The sequence below is a fragment of the Chryseobacterium sp. AC405b genome (assembly GCF_979258685.1).
In genome coordinates this window covers 1,930,564-1,951,149 of record NZ_OZ409877.1, presented here as the reverse complement: position 1 = coordinate 1,951,149, position 20,586 = coordinate 1,930,564, and the positions used below count along the sequence as shown (strand labels likewise).

At 35.0% G+C, this 20,586-nt stretch carries 13 protein-coding genes and 2 tRNA genes; 5 read left to right on the top strand and 10 right to left on the bottom strand.

The window, feature by feature from the left end; genetic code table 11:
* Positions 1-18: 18 nt before the first annotated feature.
* Positions 19-528, bottom strand: a complete 510-nt coding sequence (locus tag ACZZZA_RS09435) for a GNAT family N-acetyltransferase (RefSeq protein WP_463431249.1) — start codon at positions 526-528, stop codon at positions 19-21.
* A 255-nt stretch (positions 529-783) separates the two neighbouring features.
* On the opposite strand from ACZZZA_RS09435, the gene ACZZZA_RS09430 reads away from it, so the two are divergent.
* The 3 genes from ACZZZA_RS09430 to ACZZZA_RS09420 all read left to right on the top strand — a co-directional run bounded on the left by ACZZZA_RS09430 (position 784) and on the right by ACZZZA_RS09420 (position 3,335).
* Entirely contained in the window at positions 784-2,931 is a 2,148-nt protein-coding gene (locus ACZZZA_RS09430) for an endonuclease MutS2 (protein ID WP_463431247.1), read from the top strand.
* Between the two features lie 225 nt (positions 2,932-3,156).
* Positions 3,157-3,231: transfer RNA gene (locus ACZZZA_RS09425), tRNA-Pro, on the top strand.
* Positions 3,232-3,261: 30 nt separating this feature from the next.
* Positions 3,262-3,335, top strand: a tRNA-Arg gene (locus ACZZZA_RS09420).
* A gap of 86 nt (positions 3,336-3,421) precedes the next feature.
* Here the strand turns inward: ACZZZA_RS09420 and ACZZZA_RS09415 are convergent.
* The 9 genes from ACZZZA_RS09415 to ACZZZA_RS09375 form a co-directional block, all read right to left on the bottom strand.
* The gene (locus ACZZZA_RS09415) at positions 3,422-3,919 is read right to left on the bottom strand and encodes a hypothetical protein (protein ID WP_463431245.1); all 498 of its coding nucleotides are present in this window, start codon (positions 3,917-3,919) and stop codon (positions 3,422-3,424) included.
* A 72-nt stretch (positions 3,920-3,991) separates the two neighbouring features.
* The gene (locus tag ACZZZA_RS09410; RefSeq protein WP_463431243.1) at positions 3,992-4,399 is read right to left on the bottom strand and encodes a hypothetical protein; all 408 of its coding nucleotides are present in this window, start codon (positions 4,397-4,399) and stop codon (positions 3,992-3,994) included.
* 7 nt (positions 4,400-4,406) lie between these two features.
* The gene (locus tag ACZZZA_RS09405; protein ID WP_463431241.1) at positions 4,407-5,243 is read right to left on the bottom strand and encodes an SH3 domain-containing protein; all 837 of its coding nucleotides are present in this window, start codon (positions 5,241-5,243) and stop codon (positions 4,407-4,409) included.
* A gap of 13 nt (positions 5,244-5,256) precedes the next feature.
* Complete coding sequence (prmA, locus tag ACZZZA_RS09400; protein WP_463431239.1) at positions 5,257-6,087, bottom strand: 50S ribosomal protein L11 methyltransferase; 831 nt, start codon at positions 6,085-6,087, stop codon at positions 5,257-5,259.
* A gap of 252 nt (positions 6,088-6,339) precedes the next feature.
* Positions 6,340-7,053, bottom strand: a complete 714-nt coding sequence (locus tag ACZZZA_RS09395) for a 3-ketoacyl-ACP reductase (RefSeq protein WP_463431237.1) — start codon at positions 7,051-7,053, stop codon at positions 6,340-6,342.
* Positions 7,054-7,211: 158 nt separating this feature from the next.
* The gene (locus ACZZZA_RS09390; RefSeq protein ID WP_463431235.1) at positions 7,212-8,777 is read right to left on the bottom strand and encodes a calcineurin-like phosphoesterase C-terminal domain-containing protein; all 1,566 of its coding nucleotides are present in this window, start codon (positions 8,775-8,777) and stop codon (positions 7,212-7,214) included.
* A 46-nt stretch (positions 8,778-8,823) separates the two neighbouring features.
* A complete protein-coding gene (locus ACZZZA_RS09385) occupies positions 8,824-10,275 on the bottom strand; it encodes a SusD/RagB family nutrient-binding outer membrane lipoprotein (RefSeq protein ID WP_463431233.1) in 1,452 nt (483 codons plus the stop codon).
* A 13-nt stretch (positions 10,276-10,288) separates the two neighbouring features.
* Entirely contained in the window at positions 10,289-13,264 is a 2,976-nt protein-coding gene (locus tag ACZZZA_RS09380) for a SusC/RagA family TonB-linked outer membrane protein (protein ID WP_463431231.1), read from the bottom strand.
* 275 nt (positions 13,265-13,539) lie between these two features.
* On the bottom strand, positions 13,540-14,289 hold the full coding sequence (locus tag ACZZZA_RS09375; protein ID WP_463431229.1) for a glycerophosphodiester phosphodiesterase: 750 nt from the start codon (positions 14,287-14,289) through the stop codon (positions 13,540-13,542).
* Between the two features lie 179 nt (positions 14,290-14,468).
* On the opposite strand from ACZZZA_RS09375, the gene ligA reads away from it, so the two are divergent.
* Both ligA and ACZZZA_RS09365 read left to right on the top strand, forming a co-directional pair.
* On the top strand, positions 14,469-16,469 hold the full coding sequence (gene ligA, locus ACZZZA_RS09370) for an NAD-dependent DNA ligase LigA (RefSeq protein WP_463431227.1): 2,001 nt from the start codon (positions 14,469-14,471) through the stop codon (positions 16,467-16,469).
* A gap of 339 nt (positions 16,470-16,808) precedes the next feature.
* Positions 16,809-20,555 (top strand): DUF7619 domain-containing protein, encoded by a 3,747-nt coding sequence (locus ACZZZA_RS09365; protein WP_463431225.1) that lies wholly within the window; start codon positions 16,809-16,811, stop codon positions 20,553-20,555.
* The last annotated feature ends 31 nt before the right edge of the window (positions 20,556-20,586 follow it).

Genomic DNA, 20,586 nt, shown 5'->3' with positions numbered 1-20,586 from the left:
AGTTTATATAAAATTTTATCAATTCTTTTTCTTCAAACTAAAAACCAAATTCTCCGGAAAACCCTCATCATTTCTACCCTCTTCCAAAACAAAATTATGTTTCAAAAGAAGTCCTTTCGAATTTTCGTTAAACTTATTAGTCATTGCAACAATCTTCTGCAAATTTAATTCATTAAAACCATAATGTACAACTGTAATCAAAGCTTCAGACATGATTCCTTTTCTGTGAAATTCAGGCAATAATTCATAACCGACTTCTGCTTCTTTTCTATCATCAGAGAATTTCCAGAGACAAATGGTTCCAATGAGATTAGGTTGCTCTTTTCGTGAAATTCCCCAATAGAAAGTTTCGTTATTTTGAGTTCTTTTCTTAATGGTTAAAATAAAATCCAGCGCATCATAATTTGTTTTTGGCGGAATCCTTTTTACAAATTGGTTGACCACTTCATTGCTTCGAATCTTTAAAATATCGTCAACATAGCTTTCGTCAATCGGCTTTAAAATTAATCTTTCAGTTTGCAATTTCATATTTCAAATGTACTGAAAACCAAAATAACTCCTGTACACTTTGTCATCCCGTAGGGATCTCAACCAGAATCTTACCAATCTATTTTCTACTACTAAGCTTAGATCCCTCCGGAATGACAAACTTCGTGGTAAAAATTTGACTTTAAAAAAACTACTATATTAACTTTTGAAATTTTTGTGGTTAAATAAGATCTAAAAAAACTCATTTTCAAAAACCACAACATCACATTCACATTTTCTCACTAAATTTGCACTGTGTATATAAATAAAGCAGATTTAAACGAATTAGAATTTCCGGCATTGCTTGCGGAAATTGCACCTTTTGCCTACTCTCCCAAAACGAGAGAAAAAATCCTTGAGCTTCGTCCGATGAAAATTGATGAAGCGGAACTTTCGCTGAAAAAAACTTCAGAATATCTGTCGAGTTTTGAAAGCTCAAATGCGATTCCGTTTGATGAATATGAAGATATTGAAAGTGAGTTGAAATTGATGCTGATTGAGAATTACCGTCTTGAAAATGCAGCTTTTATCAAAATAAAAACCCTTACCGAACAAATAGGAAAACTTCAGAAGTTTTTCCCGACCATGCCCGATACGTTTCCGAATTTGATGAAGGAAGCTTCTGTTTTGGAATTCAAAAAAGAAATTATTGATAAAGTTGACAAAGTTTTCAATCGTTTCGGTGAAGTAAAAAGTGAAGCATCCCCAATTCTGAAGTCATTGCGAGCGGATATGCAGGTGGCGAAAAAAGCCATTCAGGAAAATTTCAACCGGGTACTGTTTAATTACAGCCAGAGCGATTTTCTGGATGACATCCGCGAAAGCATCATTGAAGACCAAAGAGTTTTAGCAGTAAAATCTGCATATAAAAAAAGAGTTCCGGGAAGAGTTTTAGGGCTCTCAAAAACCGGTTCTATTACTTTTATTCAGCCTGACAGTGTTGTTAAACATTATTTTAAGCTTCGTGAAGATCAGGAAGAAGAAAAGAAAGAAATTGACAAAATCCTGCGACAGCTTACGGCAGAACTGGCCATTTTTCAACCCCAACTCTGGAGGTATCAGGTTTATATTTTTGATCTTGATTTAACGAGAGCTAAAGCTAAATTTGGTGAACTGGTGAATGGTGTTTTGCCTAAAATCAACCGTCACAAAACTTTAAAGCTAAGAGATGCCTTCCATCCTTTATTATGGTTAAGAAATAAGGCTGAAAACAAGACCATTTTCCCACAGACATTAAGCTTAACGGAACACAACAGAATCATCTGCATTTCCGGGCCTAATGCAGGTGGAAAATCCATTACTTTGAAAACGGTCGGATTGCTTCAGCTGATGATCCAAAGCGGAATTTTAGTTCCTGTGCATCCCAAATCTGAAATGTTTTTCTTTGAAAAAATCATGACAGACATTGGGGATAATCAGTCGATAGAAAATCATCTTTCGACATACTCATCCAGATTAAAGAAAATGGGCGGAATCATCCGCGAATCTAATCCTGATACCCTTTTATTAATTGACGAATTCGGAACAGGTTCTGACCCGGAACTGGGTGGTGCTTTGGCAGAAAGTTTTCTTGAGTTTTTCTATGATAAGAAGAGTTTTGCTATTATTACGACTCACTATACCAACATTAAAATCGTAATCGAAGAACTTCCGAATGCACAAAATGCAGCAATGCTTTTCGATGAGAAAACCCTGGAACCGATGTATAAACTGGAAATCGGACAAGCCGGCAGCTCATTCACTTTTGAGGTGGCCGAAAAAAATAAAATTCCGAGATTTATCATTCATTCTGCAAAGAAAAAAGTAGAACATGACATCGTCAATTTAGATAAAACCATTGTAAAACTTCAGCAGGAAAAATTTGAAGTCGAAAAACTAAAAACTGATCTTGCCGAAAGAAAAGGTTCTGTAGAAGACAAACGTGATCATCTTCAGAAATTGAACGAACAGCTACAGCAGAAGCTTTTTAACTTCCAGAAACTGTATGAAGATGAACACCGAAAGCTGCAATTCGGGAATAAAATTGAATCATTTATCGAGAGTTATATTAAAGGAAAATCGAGAAAAGATGTGGTGAAAGATTTTGTAAAAATTCTTGAACAGGAAAAATTCAGAAAAATCGGAGCTGATAAGGACGAAACAAAACGTCTGCAGGTGGTAAAAAGAAAAATCACCCAACAGCTTAAAAAGGTAGACATTATCGATAAAATAAGCGAAACCAACGATAAAATTGAGGAAAAACGCAAAACCGACCGTGCAGTCTGGATGAAAATCGGACAACGCGTTCGTATAACCGGAAGTACGAGTGTAGGAACCATAGAAACAATTTCTAAAAATAAAGTTACTGTGAATTACGGAAGTTTTAAAACCGTTATCAGCGCTGAAGAATTAGAGAGAATTTAAAAATTGATGATTAAAAACAAAAGAGAGTATGTTGTGCGACACTCTCTTTTTTGATTTATTTATTGATGATCTTAGTCAATTTTCATTCGTTTTGTTCTAAGTTGAAGGATCAGTTATTTTATGATAAATTAAATTTCTTTGATTTTAATTTTGTATTGTCAAAAAAAACCATATATTTGCACCCACAAAAAACAAGGTAAAACTTGTATTTAGATGACCTTTAATCGGGGCGTAGCGTAGTCCGGTCATCGCGCCTGGTTTGGGACCAGGAGGTCGCAGGTTCGAATCCTGCCGCCCCGACTGTTTTAGTAATTTCGTAAAATTACAAATGGGTGCGTAGCTCAGCTGGATAGAGCATCTGCCTTCTAAGCAGACGGTCTCAGGTTCGAATCCTGACGCGCTCACTAAAAAAGAGAAATCAAATGTTTGGTTTCTCTTTTTTATGTATATGTACTTCTCTTACACACTTACTCAAATTTATTTATACCGTTTAAAATCCTGTGGTCCACAGTTGGTTATTTAAAGTAAATCTACTTATTATAAAATCGTCTTGATGCTCTTTGAATCCTTGCTTATTTTTGAGATCATCTACAATTTCGTTAGCATTACTTTCATTTAAAAACACTCCAATTATTCTTTCATCATCTAAAAAGGTATGAATTGTGTAGGTGTGACTTATTTGAAAAACACATTGTAAATTCAATTCTTTTATTGATCTGCTCTCTCCTGTAATAACATCTAATTCGCTTAAATAATCTCTTCCAATTTCTCCTATAACATTACTAAATCCATCTTGCCAATGAATTTTATCCACGTGATATTTCCTAATAATCAATCCTTTAGGGTAGATTCTAAATCCAGGAAGGCTCAAAGCATTTTCTTTTGCTTCTTTCAGCTTTACAATATCATCAAAATATCCTAAAAACTTACTGTTACGGTGAGTTTTATCTGTATAAACATGCTCAAGTGCATAGACAAAGTAATTCATAATTTTAATTTAATAAAAACGAAAACCACCGTAAATATACAGTGGTTTTAGAATTTATTAAGAAATATTATTTCAACTTACACAATCTTTAACCCAACATCTTTTTGAGATATACATTAACTTTAAGATTTTTCTTGTTAGCTTCTCATTCCGCACATATTTACCGACGCCAACTCTATATACGACGCCATTTGAATAGGTGAAAATCATATCAGTCTTTTTTCCACTTAAAAATATTTCTAAATATCCATAATTATGACTGATCATGATGTCTTCTCCCTCTGAGAAATTATTGATTGTTTCACAAATAAATATTCGATCTTTACTTTTTACTTCCAAATAATCAATTCCTCCATTTTCTGCATACCATCTATTTTCTATTTGAATACTTGAATTTTCGCAATCTAATATAGTTTTTTCACATCCAGTCAGAGAAATAAGAAGTAATATAAAAAATAAAGAAACGACCCTAGCCTTCATGTTTAAATTACTTCAGTTTATAAGAACTTCCATCCCAAAGATAGGTTTTAGAAAAATGTTTGGTTTTCTCTTTATCATTTTCATCCTTTTCCATCTCTTCCATTTTAAAGATAAAAGCATTTGCAATTCCGCCTTTATCGTTTGGGAAAATAAATTCTTCACTATGATGATAGACATCCGCATCTCCAACGTTCATCAACTGCGGAAGAGCAATCAGTTTTTTATCTTTAAACAGGACATATTGGTCGTAACCAGCAATTCCGCAGGCTTCACCTGAAACGGTAGCTTTTAAAGTAAAATCAACATTCTTAAGTTGATGACTGCTTTCAATAATGAAAGATCCATAACTGAGACTTTCTCCTGCGCCAGTTTCAAAGAAAACCTCATCTGTTAATTTATTTCCTGTAAGCATTTTTATACTCGCTATATTTTGTTTGTAGGTCTGCTTAAATTTTTCATCTTTCTTATCAACAGTTTTTGAAATTCCGAAAAGAAAATCGTATCCATTTTTATTTCTGAAACCTATACAAAGATTTCCACCCCAAACGTAGCCTTTTGAAGTTTGATTTCCTTTTTGATAAGAAACTTCGTACCAGTTTGCGGCTCTTTCTCCCAACTGTAATACCGTCTCATCTTTTTTAAGAATAAGAATTTGTTGATTGGCTTGTAATGAATCTAAAATCTGAGAATTTACATTCGGTAATTGCCTCACTCTCGTAGACTCAGTGAAAATTTTCTGCGTTTTATTTTCTTCAAAACTGAAAACTCCGTTGGGATAAATTTCTTCCTGTGCAGAAAAAAAATGCATCAGAAATACCGAAAGAAAAATAAAAATAGATTTCATAGCAGCTTTACATTTATTTTTTTTCCAAAAGTAAACTCACCCATTCTTCACGCTGCAATTTCTTTTTCAGTTCTAAATTATTTTCTTCACAAACTTCCATAATATCATCCACATCAAAGAAGCACAATCCTGAAAGTAATAATTTTCCGCCATCATTTAAAACAGAAACGTACGTCGGAATATCTGAAATCAGAATATTTCTATTGATGTTGGCTAAAATAACATCATAATTTTCGTTTCCTAAATTATCCGCAGTTCCCTGTTCGATATCCAATTCAACACTGTTTCTCACTGCATTTTCTTTGGAATTTTCTACAGACCATTCGTCGATGTCAATTGCTTTGGTATCTCCGGCTCCGATTTGTTTAGCATAAATTGCCAAAACCGAAGTTCCGCAACCCATATCCAGGATTTTTTTGTCTTTAAAATCAATATCCATCATTTGCTGAATCATCAAATGCGTTGTCGGGTGATGGCCTGTACCAAAAGACATTTTTGGCTGAATGATAATCTCATGCATTCCTTCTACAGATTCATGAAATTCTGCTCTTATTAAAACTTTATCATCAATGTTAATCGGTTCAAAATTCTTTTCCCATTCTTCATTCCAGTTGATGTTGGGCATTTCGGTGAAGGTATATTCAATTTTTACTTCTTCATTTTGAAAGAGCGGCAAAGCTTTCAAATCTTCTTCTTTAAAAAGATCTTTCTGGATATATCCTAAAATACCGTGAATTTCTTCTGTAAAACTGTCGAAACCTATTTCAATAAGCTCCGCCATTAAGATATCGCTCCAGGGTTGAAGAGGTTGTACTTTAAAATTGAATTCCAAATAATTTTGCATGTGAGTAATTTGGTGCAAAAATAAAACTACTTTTTTGATTTGTCGTCATTTTTGTCATTCCTAGGAATCCAGACTCAAATCTTTTTTAGATAAATTAATACACACTTTGCTTAGATTCCTACGGAATGACAAACTTTGTATTTTTATTTAATATTTGAGATTAATTATGTAAGCATCAAAAAAGCGAACCGAAGTCCGCTCATATTTATCATTGTAAAACTAATTTCTAATATTTAGTTTCTAACTTCTATTCTAAGGATTGGTTGAGAAAATAGATCCGTTAGCAATCAATGCACGTCTGTTCATTTTCAGAATATCTCTTACCCATTCTGCAAAATCTTCCGGCTGAAGCACTTTATCGGGATTTCCGTCTGTTAAACCACCTTCAATACTCATATCTGAAGCAATTGTACTTGGCGTTAAAGTAACCACACGAATGTTTTGTTTTCTCCATTCTGCCATCATTGATTGTGACAGAGAAACTACTGCTGCTTTTGAAGCTGCGTAAGCTGACATATTTGCACCGCCTTTCAAACCTGCCGTTGATGCTACATTAATGATATCGCCTTCTCCTTTTTCTTTAAGGAAAGGATATACTGCTTTTGCTGCATAATATACTCCAAAAAGATTGGTCTTTATTACCTGTTCCCAGGTTTCTGACGGCATATCTTCGATGCTTCCGAAGTCACCAATTCCGGCATTGTTGATAAGAATATCTACACCACCAAGTTGTCCGGCAATAGATTCAATTCCTGCTTTTACATGAATTTCGTTATCAATACTAAAAACTGCATACGCTGCTTTTACCCCTAATTTTTGGATTTGATCAACAGTCATTTTAAGATTCTCTTCATTTCTTCCTGTGATTCCTATGTTTACTCCTTCATTGGCAAGGATCAAAGCAACCGCTTTTCCCAGACCTTTACCACCACCTGTGATGATGGCATTTTTTCCTTTTAAATTCATTACATCAAATTTTACAGATGCAAAATTACAAAACCATTTTTTTAAACAAGTGTTTATATTTTCGATTTATCAACATTGAATTATCAGGTTCTTCTATAACACAAAACCAACTTACTAGAAGTTGGTTTCTGAAAGTAATCTATGAATGAAAATTCAGATTAAGGGATTAAAATTGACTCTTCTACCTGAAAGTCTTCTGAAGCTGAGAATTTATTTCCGTACATATCAGAAGCTCTCACGTCTACTTTGTGCTTTCCTAAAGTAAGTTTATTGGTAAAACCTCCCATCCAGATATGCTTTGAGTTTTCAGGATTTGAAGGTCTTCTTCCCGGAAAAAGCTTTTCTGTTGTGTCCCACTTAAAAACTGATTGAGCAAAGTTAGGATCAATGGTTTCGGTATATTCCATATCTTTCCATTCTCCATTGTCGATTCTGTATTCTACTTTGTCTTTTTTGCTTCCCATAAAGAAGTTTGCTAAGATTTTAGCAGATGTCTTTGATGGATGAGGAATAACATTGGGAACATACAACTGAATCTGATAGTCTTCCGGTTTTCCGGCAGTTTTGTATTTAACTTTGTACTGGTTATCATTAAAACTGATAAAAGAATATCCTTTTGCTGTACCGTCTCTCATTGTAGAAGTAGGCAATCCTATATCATCGGAAGTTCCTGACCACCAGTCTCCGCAGGTGGTTCCTACGTTGTACTCATGCAAATCTTTTGCGTTATTCCAGCCTTGTGGTTTCCCGTAGAAAATCTGCTGTTGAATGTGCGTGTGAGCAGACAGCAATAAAGCATTCTGAAATGGGGAAAGCGCATCAAATAATATCTGACGGTCTGCATTTCTGAAATTATCTTCATTATTATGTTCCAATGGAATATGGAAAGAAACCACAACCAGTTTATTCTTATCAACTAATTTTAAATCATTCTGAATGAACTGAATCTGATCTTCACGAAATCCGCCCCAATACCCCTTTCCGTCTCTCGGATCTGGATAAAGGATATCGTCTAACACTAAGAAATGAACGTTCCCGTAATTGAAAGAATAATTTGCCGGACCGAAATTGGATTCGAAAGTTTCGTCTGAAAACTGATCTTCCTGAGCATCATAATTCATATCATGATTTCCCATTACGTTGTACCAAGGCAGACCGATTTCTTTCATCACATCAGCGTAAGGTTTCTGCAAGCTTAAGTCATCACCAACCAAATCGCCCAAACTCAAACCAAAAACAGCGTTTTTCTTGTTGTTTTTAACTTCATTTACAATAGATCTTTTAAAATAATCCAATTGTTTTTCTGTGTAAGGTTGCGGATCTCCAAAAACTAAAATGTCGAAGTTTTTGCTTTCACTCTGCTTATTCAGGGCAAAATTTAATTCTTTCGGAAGCGTTCCTGTCGGGGCTGTACCTTTATATTTAAAATCTGAAGGTGAACCTTTTGGTTTGTACTGATAAAAATACTGAGGAAGATTATTAGAATTCAAAGCAGACCTAAATCCTGAAGGCTTGATGACAAAAATCGTCTGGTTTTCCTGAACCGGCAAACTGTATTTTCCGTTTTTATCGGTTAAAACAACCTGAGCTCCATTAGAAACTGCTACATTTTCTATTCCTTTTTCGCTTTTTTCTTTCTTCTGATTGTTATTGGCGTCTTCATAAACATACCCTGAAATGGAAGTTTGAGAAAATGCCATTGCCGAAATTAATAAACACGGCATTAAAAATTTTATATTCATTTTACTTTTAGATTATTGATTGAATTAATTACTGATTCCACCAGTTGATAACGTTGATATTATCACCACCTATCGACTGTACTGCAGCCTGATAATTGTTTGTGTTAAGAATCTTGGTTTGAACGGGATACATCAGTCTTTGAGGTAATTTCCCATCATTTAGCAACCCATTGTTATTAGGAAGCACCGGAAAACCTGTTCTTCTTTTCTCATACCATTGCTGCTGATCTACAAAGAAAAGAGCAACATATTTCTGAAGCATAATTCTTTGTAAAGAACCATTATATGCAACATTTGGATTGGTAAAATAGTTGGCAGGAACCACACCTCCCCATTGTTCTACAGCAGCCTTTACTCCGTTTTCGTAGAAAGTCTGTGCGCTTCCTGAGATAATTCCTCTCTGGACAAATTCGGCAAGCGTCAATTGAAGCTCGGCATAAGGATAAATAAGAATTTTGAGTGGTGCTTTTGCCAAATTCTGATTCATATTGGATGGCTGATAAGTAAATACTGTTCCCGGAGCATATCCTGCAGGAGCGCCTTTATAACCAAGATTTGCATTGGTGGCTATATCTTTAGCCTGAGAAAAGAAAGTAGCCATTCTAGGATCGTTATTACTTTTCAGTGTTTCCACAAAAAATTCTGCTGCGGCTCTTCCTGTTGTGAAATCCTGAGGTCGCGCAATTGGTGGTAAAAGCGGTGCAACACCCGTAATATCTAAACCTGCTGTATCTGCATTACTCGTCATCAAGGGATAGGTTGTAGGATTATTGACAATCTCCTGAATTTTACCATATACATCAATTTCACCGTTTTTCTTTAAAATTCTACCCAATAATCTTAATGAAAGCGAATTACAAAACTTTTTCCATTTAACAACACCAGCAGCAGAAGTGTTTGCACCAAAGAATAAGTCTGCATCTGAAATTGTTTGTGTGGTTACAAATAAAGAATTTGCGGTTTTTAAATCTGCCAGAAGTTTGATGTAGATGTCTTTTTGTTTATCAAATTTCGGTTGGGTAATTCCCTCTTCAACACGTGAAGCTTCACTGAATGGAATGTCACCAAAAGTATCGGTAAGATTTGCAAACATCCATGCATTTAAAACTAACGCAATAGCCTGATAGTTTTTATCACCCTGCTGTGTTGCAAAGTCATACATCTCTTTGTTTTGCTTTAGCCATTTGTAAGAAGTATTCCAATAAGAATTTCCTGTAGTTTCTGTGATGTAATATCTGCTGAGTGAGTTTCCTTCATTAGGAAAGTCGATAGAAACCTGCATGATATCAAAAGTGAAATTATTAGCTCTTGTGTAAGCATTGGATGCCATGTTATATTGTATCGGCATCAGAAGACTTCCCGCTGTGGGAGTATTGATTTTGCTGGTGTCTGTATTTATTTCTTCGAAAGATCTGTCGCAAGAAGTAAGCATTGCAGCGGCTATAAGAGCTACGCAGAATTTTGAAATGTTATTTTTCATGATTTTTTCTTTTTTAAAATTTAGCATTCAGTTGTATACCCACAGTTCTTGCTGTTGGCAATTGACCCACTTCAACACCCGGTGTGATAGAAGAATCGTTAAGCGTAGCAGCTTCCGGGTCGAAAAGTGGAAAATTTTTAGTCCACATCAATAGATTTCTTCCGTATAAAGAAATACTCAGATTAGACATTTTAAGAGATTTCACCATATCCTGTGGAAAATCATAGGTAATGGTTGCTTCTCTCAATTTTAGAAAAGTAGCATCAAAGCTGTTGGTTTCTATATTGGCTCTTCTGTAATAATCTCCATAATAAGTGTGAAGGGCAACTGCTTTGGTATTGGCAGAAAAACTACCATTCGAATTCTGAACAACACCAACACCTACGAAAGTTCCATTCGGATTGTCTCTTCCCGGCAAAGTATTTTCAAGCTTACCCTGTTCAGACATTTTGTGATGAGATTGAGAATATACCATTCCTCCGTATTGACCATCTAAACTGAATGAGAAAGAAAAGTTTTTATATTTGAATGTGTTTTGTAAACCCCCTCTCCATTTGGCATAAGCGTTTCCTACATATTCTATTTTTGTAGATTTTGCCGTTAATCCGTCCGAACCGTAAATTACCTGACCATCCGGTGATCTCTGTAATTTTGCTCCGTACATATCTCCTAAAGATCCTCCCACTACCGCATTAAAGAAAACTACCCCCCCTACAGAAGACATAGTGTAAGGCTCTCCGTCAAATTCTTCCGGTAACGAAAGAATTTTATTTCTGTTCATGGACCAGTTGGCATTCACATTCCATGAGAAATTTTTAGTCTTGATAGGATATGCTCCAAGTGTCATCTCTATACCTCTGTTTCTCACTTCACCGGCGTTGATAATTCTGGTAGAATATCCGGTTTCTATCAATGTAGGAACAGGAATAATCTGGTTATCTGTATTACTCTGATATACCGTAACACCGTATGTTACTCTATTTTTAAGAAAACTGAAATCCATCCCCGCTTCAATGTTGGTATTCATTTCAGGTTTTAGATTGGGATTAAGGTAGACAGAGGCAATTTCAGCAGAATTATTAAAATCACTGGCATTATAAGTCTGTATTAAATTATAAGGATCTGTATCGCTTCCTACCATAGACCATGAAGCTCTCAGTTTCCAGAAGTTAAAATTGTTTGATTTTAAATTAAATAGATCTGAAAGGATAACTGATGTAGCTGCCGACGGATAAAAATATGATCTGTTGGCTTTGGGAAGGGCACTACTCCAGTCATTTCTTGCAGTAAGATCCAAAAACAATACATTATCATAATTTAAAGAAGCTAAACCGTACAAGCTATTCATTTCTTTATCTCTTGGCTGAGGTACTCTTGTAAGCAAAGAAATACCATTAGTAAGTTCGTACAGACCAGGAATTTTTAATCCTGTAGCTCGGTAATCATATAAATTATACTCATTGTATCGAAGGTTACCTCCTGCAGATGCATTGAAACCAAATTTTCCGAAATTATTTTTGTAACTGAATAAAACATCTGTATTGAATTCAGAATTTTTAATGTGTTGCTCTCTATAATATCCCTGAAGATAATTGGCAGAACTGTACGGTCTTTTTGTTGTTCTCAGTTCATCTGTAAGCTCAATCCCTGAACGCAACATCACATCAAAATTCTTGGCAAATTTGTAATTGGCAGTTACATTTCCTGTAATAAATTTTTTATCTAAACCATTGAGCATTTCGTATGCAATCAAATATGGATTATCTATAAAAGAACTGAACGGATGTATCTGATCGATCTGATCTTGCCCTTTCTTCCAGATCGGTCTGTACCACTGCAAATCTACGTTCGGATTCTGAAAAATCATGAAATAAGAAATTGACTGATTGTTGTATCCTGTCGCAGGCAGATTATCACTTTTGGTATTGTTGTATGCAAACTTGGTTACAATATGAAGTTTATCGCTTGGATGATGATCTACAGATAAAGCACCATTAAATCTATCGAAACCTGTATTGGGCATCATCCAGTTATTTTTGGTGTAATTTAATGATGCCCTGAAAGCTGTTTTTTCGGTAGAACTTTCAATTGACAAATTATTGGCATAAGTAGTTCCTAGTTCCCAAAAATCTTTTATATTATTTTTATAAGGCTTCCATTCTTGTCTCTGAAGGCTTTGTCCTTCTACGGTCGGATCGTATTGAAAATAAGACTGTCCGTTAAATTTTGGACCAAAAGCACTACTCGTAGAACCGGTATTTACACCATCTGGAGAAGCTTGGTAAGAATAATAAAACTGTCCTGCGGTATTTTTCTGTAAAGTTCCCTGTCCGTACTCGTACTGATAATCCGGCCAATGCAAAACAGAATCAAAACTTGTATTAGAATTAAAAGTAACTGATACTTTACCGTTTTTAGATTTTCCTGATTTTGTGGTGATCATGATGGCACCATGCATTCCTCTAGAACCATACAATGCTCCTGCAGTAGCACCTTTAAGCACTGTTACAGATTCTATGTCATCAGGATTAATGCTGTTAAAATTATTACCAAAATCTACAGGAAGATCACCACCGGTTCCTGCTCCATATGCAGCATTTCCTGTTCCGGTGTTTGTACCTCCCAAAGGCACACCATCTACAACAATTAAAGCCTGATTGTTATCTAAATTCATAGATGCACTTCCACGCAAAGTAATTTTTGCAGATCCTAACGGTCCCGCTCCTGCAGTCTGAATTTTCAAACCTGCTACTTTACCTTCCAAAGCTTGCGCCCAGTTGTTATTCTGTGTTTTTGTAAACTCTTCACCTTCTACCTTTTCGGCTACATATCCTAATGATTTGTCCTGTCGTTTAATTCCTAAAGCAGTTACTACCACTTCATCAATGGTCTGAATAGTGTCTTTCTTTACTTGCTGTTGAGCTGCAACATTGACGCTTATCAATCCTAGTACAGACAACATGAACAGCTTTTGAGTCTCTTTACGCATATCCTATTTTTGTTTGTGCAAAATTAGAACGCCATTATGACTAAGCTTTTAACATCACCTTAACATATTTTAAACAAATATTGAACGTCATATTAACTATTCTTTAACCAAAAACATAAGTCTCTATTAAACATTTACTTAGAATGATGAATAAAATTTAATGTATTACATATGACTTTTGAACGCTATTTTATAAAGATCTTAAATAAGTTTACTAGCAGAAACAAAAAATACCTTACAAAACGTAAGGTATTTTATTAAAAAACGATAGCAGTTTATTGGGTATTCTTTAAAACATCCGGAACATTGGTAGTGATAAACCCTATTCTTTGTTCTTTCAGTTTTTTATAAATTTCTATATCATTTACCGTCCACGAATTGGTGATCAAACCTAAACTGTTGGCTTCATTAATCCAAGTGGGATTTTTCTCAAAAATACTGTAATGATAATCGATTCCGTCTAAACCTTCGGTTTTGATTTGTTGCGGAGACAATTCTCCGTTGAGATACTGAACTTTAAATTTCGGCTCTGCTTTTTTAATTTCCTTACATATATTAAGACTGAAAGAAATAAACTCACTTTGAGATTCAAGTTTCATTTCTTTGATGGTTTTAATGGTTTTAGTCACCAATTCATCTTCCAGTTCTTTGGTTTTAGCAGGTTTGATCTCAACAATAAGCTGCAATGCTTTATCTTTTTTCCCTTGCTTCAGATAGTCTTTTAATGTCGGTAATTTTTCTCCATTAGATAATTTCACTTTTTCCAATTCTTTAAAATCAGTTTCCGAAATTTCCATTTTTCCATGATGCTCATCATGATTAATCACCAGAATGCCGTCTTTGGTCATTCTAACATCAAATTCAGATCCGTAAATTTTCAGATCCTGAGCATTTTCCAGTGCTTTCAGAGAATTTTCTGTTGTTGCGGGATTGGTTTTCCAATATCCTCGGTGAGCGATAATTTTGGTTTGTGCATTCATAAAAACTTGTGTTAAAACTGCAAACCCTAAGATAAACTTTTTCATAAATTCTAAAATATTCTTCTACATTATTATTTTTTTCAACTCAAGTGAATATCTGCAAAATTAAAAAGAGATTTTTAAGATCAGTTGAATTCTGATTAACATTTATTGAACCTAATATTAAATTTAACCATTCATTTCTCCTCAATACTTATTATTTTTGTTGAAAATAAACCCAAGCAATGCCCGAAAATAGTCAGCAAAAGATAGAACAGCTCCGAAAAGAACTTAATCAGCATAATGAAAACTATTATCTGCTGGATGAACCGAGCATTTCTGACCTTGAATTTGATTTATTATTAAAAGAACTTCAGGATCTGGAAGCTAAACATCCGGAATTTCACGATGATAATTCTCCTACCGTGCGTGTTGGCGGTGGCGTAACGAAGATTTTCCCGACCATTCAGCATCAGTTCAGAATGTATTCTTTGGATAATTCTTACGATTTTGATGACTTGGCAGATTGGGAAAAGCGAATTATCAAAACGATTGATGAGCCGGTAGAATTTGTTGCAGAATTGAAATATGACGGTGCTTCGATTTCTATTTTATATGAAAACGGAAAATTAGTTCAGGCAGTGACTCGTGGTGACGGTTTTCAGGGAGATGAAATTACTTCCAACGTTCGCACAATTTCAGATATTCCGATTACGTTGAAAGGTGATTTTCCTGAACGTTTTTTTATGCGTGGAGAAATTTATTTAACCAGAAAAAACTTCGATAAAATCAATAAACTTCGGGAGGAAGAAGGTTTAGATCCGTTTATGAATCCCAGAAATACAGCAAGCGGAAGTTTGAAAATGCAGGACAGCGGTGAAGTGAGGAAACGAAGATTGTCTTCAGTTTTGTATCAATTTGTTTCGCAAGAAACAACCGCAGAAAGCCACTGGGAATTACTTCACAAGGCTCACGATTGGGGTTTTACAATTTCGGCTCAGACAAAACTCTGCAAAAATTTAGAGGAAATAAAAGAGTTCATCAACTTTTGGGATACAGAAAGACATCATCTTCCATTTGAAATTGATGGAATTGTACTGAAAGTCAATTCATTAAAACAGCAAAGACAGCTCGGTTACACGGCAAAATCTCCACGCTGGGCAATGGCTTATAAATTTAAAGCTGAAAAAGTAGAAACCGAATTGCAAAGCGTTTCATATCAGGTAGGAAGAACAGGAGCGATTACACCTGTTGCCAATCTGAAACCGGTTTTATTGGCGGGAACAGTGGTAAAACGCGCATCACTTCACAACGAAGATATTATTAAAAAACTTGGTTTACATGAGCACGATTTTGTTTTTGTGGAAAAAGGCGGTGAGATTATCCCGAAAATTATCGGCATTAATACAGACAAAAGAACTTCCGACAGCAAAGAAGTTAAGTACATTAAAAACTGTCCGGAATGCGGAACTGAACTGATAAAACTGGAAGATCAGGCGATTCATTTTTGTCCGAATGACTTGCATTGTCCGCCACAAGTTGTGGGCAGAATGATACATTATGTTTCCAGAAAAGCTTTGAATATTGACAATCTGGGAAGCGAAACCATCGAGCAATTGTACAAAGAAAGACTCATTGAAAATCCGGCAGATTTTTATGCTTTAACGAAAGAACAGATTCTGCCTTTGGAAAGAATGGCAGAAAAATCGGCTCAGAATATTATTGACGGTATCGAAAAATCAAAAGAAATTCCGTTTGAGAAAGTTTTATTCGGAATCGGTATTAAACACGTTGGGGAAACCGTTGCCAAGAAATTGGTAAAAAATTTCAACACCATTGACGAATTGAAAAAAGCAACCGCAGAAGAATTGTGTCAAGTTGAAGACATCGGGATGAAAATCGCTGTGAGCATTGTAGATTTCTTTAATAATCCTGAAAATATTCTGATGCTTGAACGCTTGAAATCTTATGGCGTTCAGTTGGAAAAAGGAGAAAACACCAATGAAGTTTTATCAGATACTTTAGATGGTAAAACGTTCCTTTTTACAGGAAAATTATCTCTTTTCACCAGAGAATCTGCCGAAGAAATGGTAGAAAAACACGGAGGAAAAAACATTTCTGCAGTTTCTAAAAACCTGAACTATTTAGTGGTGGGTGAAAAAGCCGGAAGCAAACTGAAGAAAGCACAGGATATCGGAACGATTGAGATCCTGGATGAACAGCAGTTTTTGGATTTGATTGAATAAAAATAAAAAGACAAATAAAACGAGAATACTTCTAAAAAAAACTTTCAGAGTTAGATTTCTGAGAGTTTTTTTGTCATATTATTACTGATTCCTTCAGCTAATTCAGATAAAATGTATGACAGAAAAGTTTTTAAAAATCGCATAAATTAGCTGAAGAAATTAACTTTTCAGGATAAAAAGAATTAATGAGATTTGAAACCATGAAGTCGATCTCTAGAATAAACTTAATGAAAAATACAGATTATAGAATTATTAATTTTTAAACCTCCCAGATAACATTTTAATCACATATATTTGTTTATCTTTCACATATTTTAAAAATTATAAACTAATAACTATATGAAGAAAATTTATCTGCTATTTTTTCTTGTTGCCTTTTGCGGATTTAAAGCACAAAACATTGGATTTTACGATCAGAATTTTAAGAATAAAATTCTAAGTTCAAACCCTGGAAATCAGGTTGCAAAAAACATTGCCGGTAATTATTTTGCTGTAGATTCTAATCAGAATGGTGAGATCAGTCAGGCAGAAGCCAATGCGGTAAGTTACTTAGACATCAGCAACAGCGGTATTGCTAATATAGTCAATATAACCTCTTTCGTAAATCTCACATCGCTGAAATGCCAGACTAATAGTATATCCGGAATTCTTGATCTTACTTCCATTACAGGCTTACAGTCTGTAGAATGCCAAAACAATCAACTGACCGTACTAAAACTGACAAATCCTGTATCCATCAATGCAGAAAACAATAATATTAATGATCTTAATTTAACAAATTATTCAAGTCTAACTTATTTAAATATAAAGGGTAATTTATTCTCAAATTTCACGATCAATCATCCTCAACTTGTAGATTTTCTCGCAGAGGGAAACCCGATGAGCCAACTGAATATCACTAATGCATCGGCAAGTTTTGTGCTTCAGCCCATCACTGCATTACAGACTCTGTATCTTAACGCTTATTCGTATGCGCCACTAAATTTTGCTATTCAAAATTTCCCCAATCTTACTACCATTAACGGATCCATTTCTCCTGTAAACGGGTTATTATTACAAAACCTTCCGTCGTTAACCTATGCAAGTATAAGTGCGCCCATTAAGGTCACTGTAAAAAATATAAATCCTTCCATAAGTTCAAGTGGTCTTGCTTTTATGATTAATGAATTTCATTTGGACGGAGTTTCAAACACCGGCACTGTTCAATTAATTAATATACGTGCAAAACAGTATTATTTCAAAAATCTGACCAGCGTTACCAATTTAAAATTTGACATTGATGAGGACGCATTAGGAATTCATTTTGACAATCTTCCATTACTGACAGACTTAAAAATAGGTGGTTACTATTCTTCTACCAATACTTGTCTTGCCTTAGATTTCAGCAGTATTCCGTCTCTTAAATATCTGGATGTTGATGAGATTAGCTACAGCTCGATGAATCTTTCGAATCTTAATCACCTTAAAAAAATAACAGTGTATGCCAAAAGCTGTACACCAGCAACTTCCGCTCTTAATATTTCGAGCTTAGCACAGCTTGAGGAAATTATTATTGGCGATAATAAGCTGAAGAATCTTACAATGAATTCTCTGAACGCATTAAAAAGTATTAAACTTTATAATAACGGATCTGCTGTAATAGATATGAATGCACTTCCCATGCTACAGACTTTTCTAATGATTTCTGATGACGGAGCGAGTGGAAACCTTGTCAACAATTTAGGATTCAATAACATGCCCAGCTTGCAGACTATTGAGTTAGAACATCCTTATATAAGTTCTATCACCTTTAATAATCTTCCAAGCCTTACATTATTTAAGACTGATAATCCCAACACAAACAGCAGCAGCAGTGTCGCAGTGGCCTATAATTTTTCCAACCTTCCTTTACTGAATAAGATTATTCTTAATTTTGCTACAATAAGCACTCTTACACTTAATAATTTACCTGCTTTAAAAGATTTATCGTTTTACAAATCATTCTTTGGAACGAGTTATACATTCCAGAATCTTCCGGCTCTGGAAAATTTCAGTATTCAAAGCGGACAGTCTAATAACAGTCCTACACAATTTATGAACGATGTGTCGTTTAATAACCTCCCTGCAATTAAAAACATTTCTTTAAAAGATTTTTTCTATCTAAACAGCATCAATTTCGGGAACGTTAATACATCGCTTGAGAATTTCCATCTTAGTAATGCTGTGGCAGTGTATGGCACGCTTACAAGCTTAGCTTTTAACAATTTCCCACAGTTGAAAACACTTCAGGTAAGCAGAGCTCTTACAGGTCTTCAACTCAGCAATCTTCCCCAACTGATGACTCTGAATGTAAGCAGTAATAAATTTACAACCCTTACGGTTGCTGATCTTCCAGCTTTGCAGAATTTTACAAGTAACTACAATAACGCACCAGGAACTGGGAATTACATACTGAATTTACTGAACCTTCCCGTTCTTAAAATTGCAAATCTAAACTACAATAACGGCAGACTAAAGAGAATCGATCTTTCACAAGCACCTCAACTGGAGCAGCTTCATTTCCTGGCAAGTAATAACAGTGCACCACAAACGTTGGATTATATCAATCTGAAAAACGGCAATCCCAATCTTTTGGTTTTAAATACTGAATATTTCAAGAATATCTGTGTGGACGACGATAACGAGCGTATTCTCCTTCAGAGTTTAGATTCGAGTCTGGCAAATACTATTTTCACACCTTACTGTAGTCTGTTTCCGGCTGGAAGTAATTACAGTGTGACCGGAAATAGCAGCTATGATGTTTCTAATAACGGATGCGACATTTCTGATCCTCGATTTCCGAACTTAAAGATAAGTATCAACAGCGGCGGAGTAAACAGCACTTATATTGCCAGCCAGCAAGGGCAACATACGGTTAATTTACAGGCCGGTACTCACACGCTTACCCCTACATTAGAAAACCCCACTTATTATTCTGTTTCTCCGGCAAATGTAACTGCAAATTTCCCGACACAAGCAAGTCCGTTGTCTCAAAATTTCTGTTTAACAGCAAACGGAATTCATAATGATCTCGAAGTATTTGTGATTCCTATTACCGCTGCTGCACCTGGTTTCAACTCAAAATATAAAGTTATTTACAAAAACAAAGGAACCGCTTCGCAATCAGGAACTTTGGTTTATAATTACAATGATAATCTGATGAATTACCAGAGTTCTACACTGGCTCCAACATCACAATCGTCGGGAGTTTTAAACTGGAATTTTGCTAATCTTCTTCCATTTGAAACGAGAGAAATCACTTTAACATTTGTACTCAATACCCCTACACAAACGCCACCTTTGTCAGGCGGAAATGTTTTAAATTACACTACACAAATTAACGGTGCTACAGACGAAACTCCGCTGGATAATACGTTTACATTAAACCAAACCGTTGTAAATTCTTTCGATCCCAATGACAAAACCTGTTTAGAGGGATCTACAATCGCTTCGACACAAATTGGTGATTATGTACATTATTTAATCAGATTTGAAAATACCGGAACTGCAAACGCACAAAATATTGTAGTGAAAGACCTGATTGATACTTCGAAATTTGATTTAAGTACTTTACAGGCTTTGAACGGAAGTCATAGCTTTGTAACGAGAATTACAAATCCGAATACCGTAGAATTTATTTTTGAAAACATTCAATTACCTTTTGCCAATGCTACTAATGATGGTTATGTCGCTTTCAAAATCAAAACAAAATCTACTTTAACACTCGGTCAAAGCTTCAATAATACCGCAAACATTTATTTTGATTATAACTTCCCTATTGTTACAAATACCTATACAACTACTGTACAAAACATCTTAGGAACATCAGAAGTCAGTAATGATAAAATCGATATAAGCATTTACCCGAATCCTGTAAGCAATACTCTTTTCATTAAGTCAAAAGAAAAAATCTTAAAGGCTGAAATTTATGATACCGCAGGAAGAATTGTAAGCTCTCGAAGTGTAAATAATGATTCGATCGACGTATCTGAACTCTCCAAAGGCAATTACATGATCAGATTATATACAAAAAGTCATTTTGTAACTCAAAAATTTATTAAATATTAATTTTCTCAATTCAAAATAACCAAAAGACCGT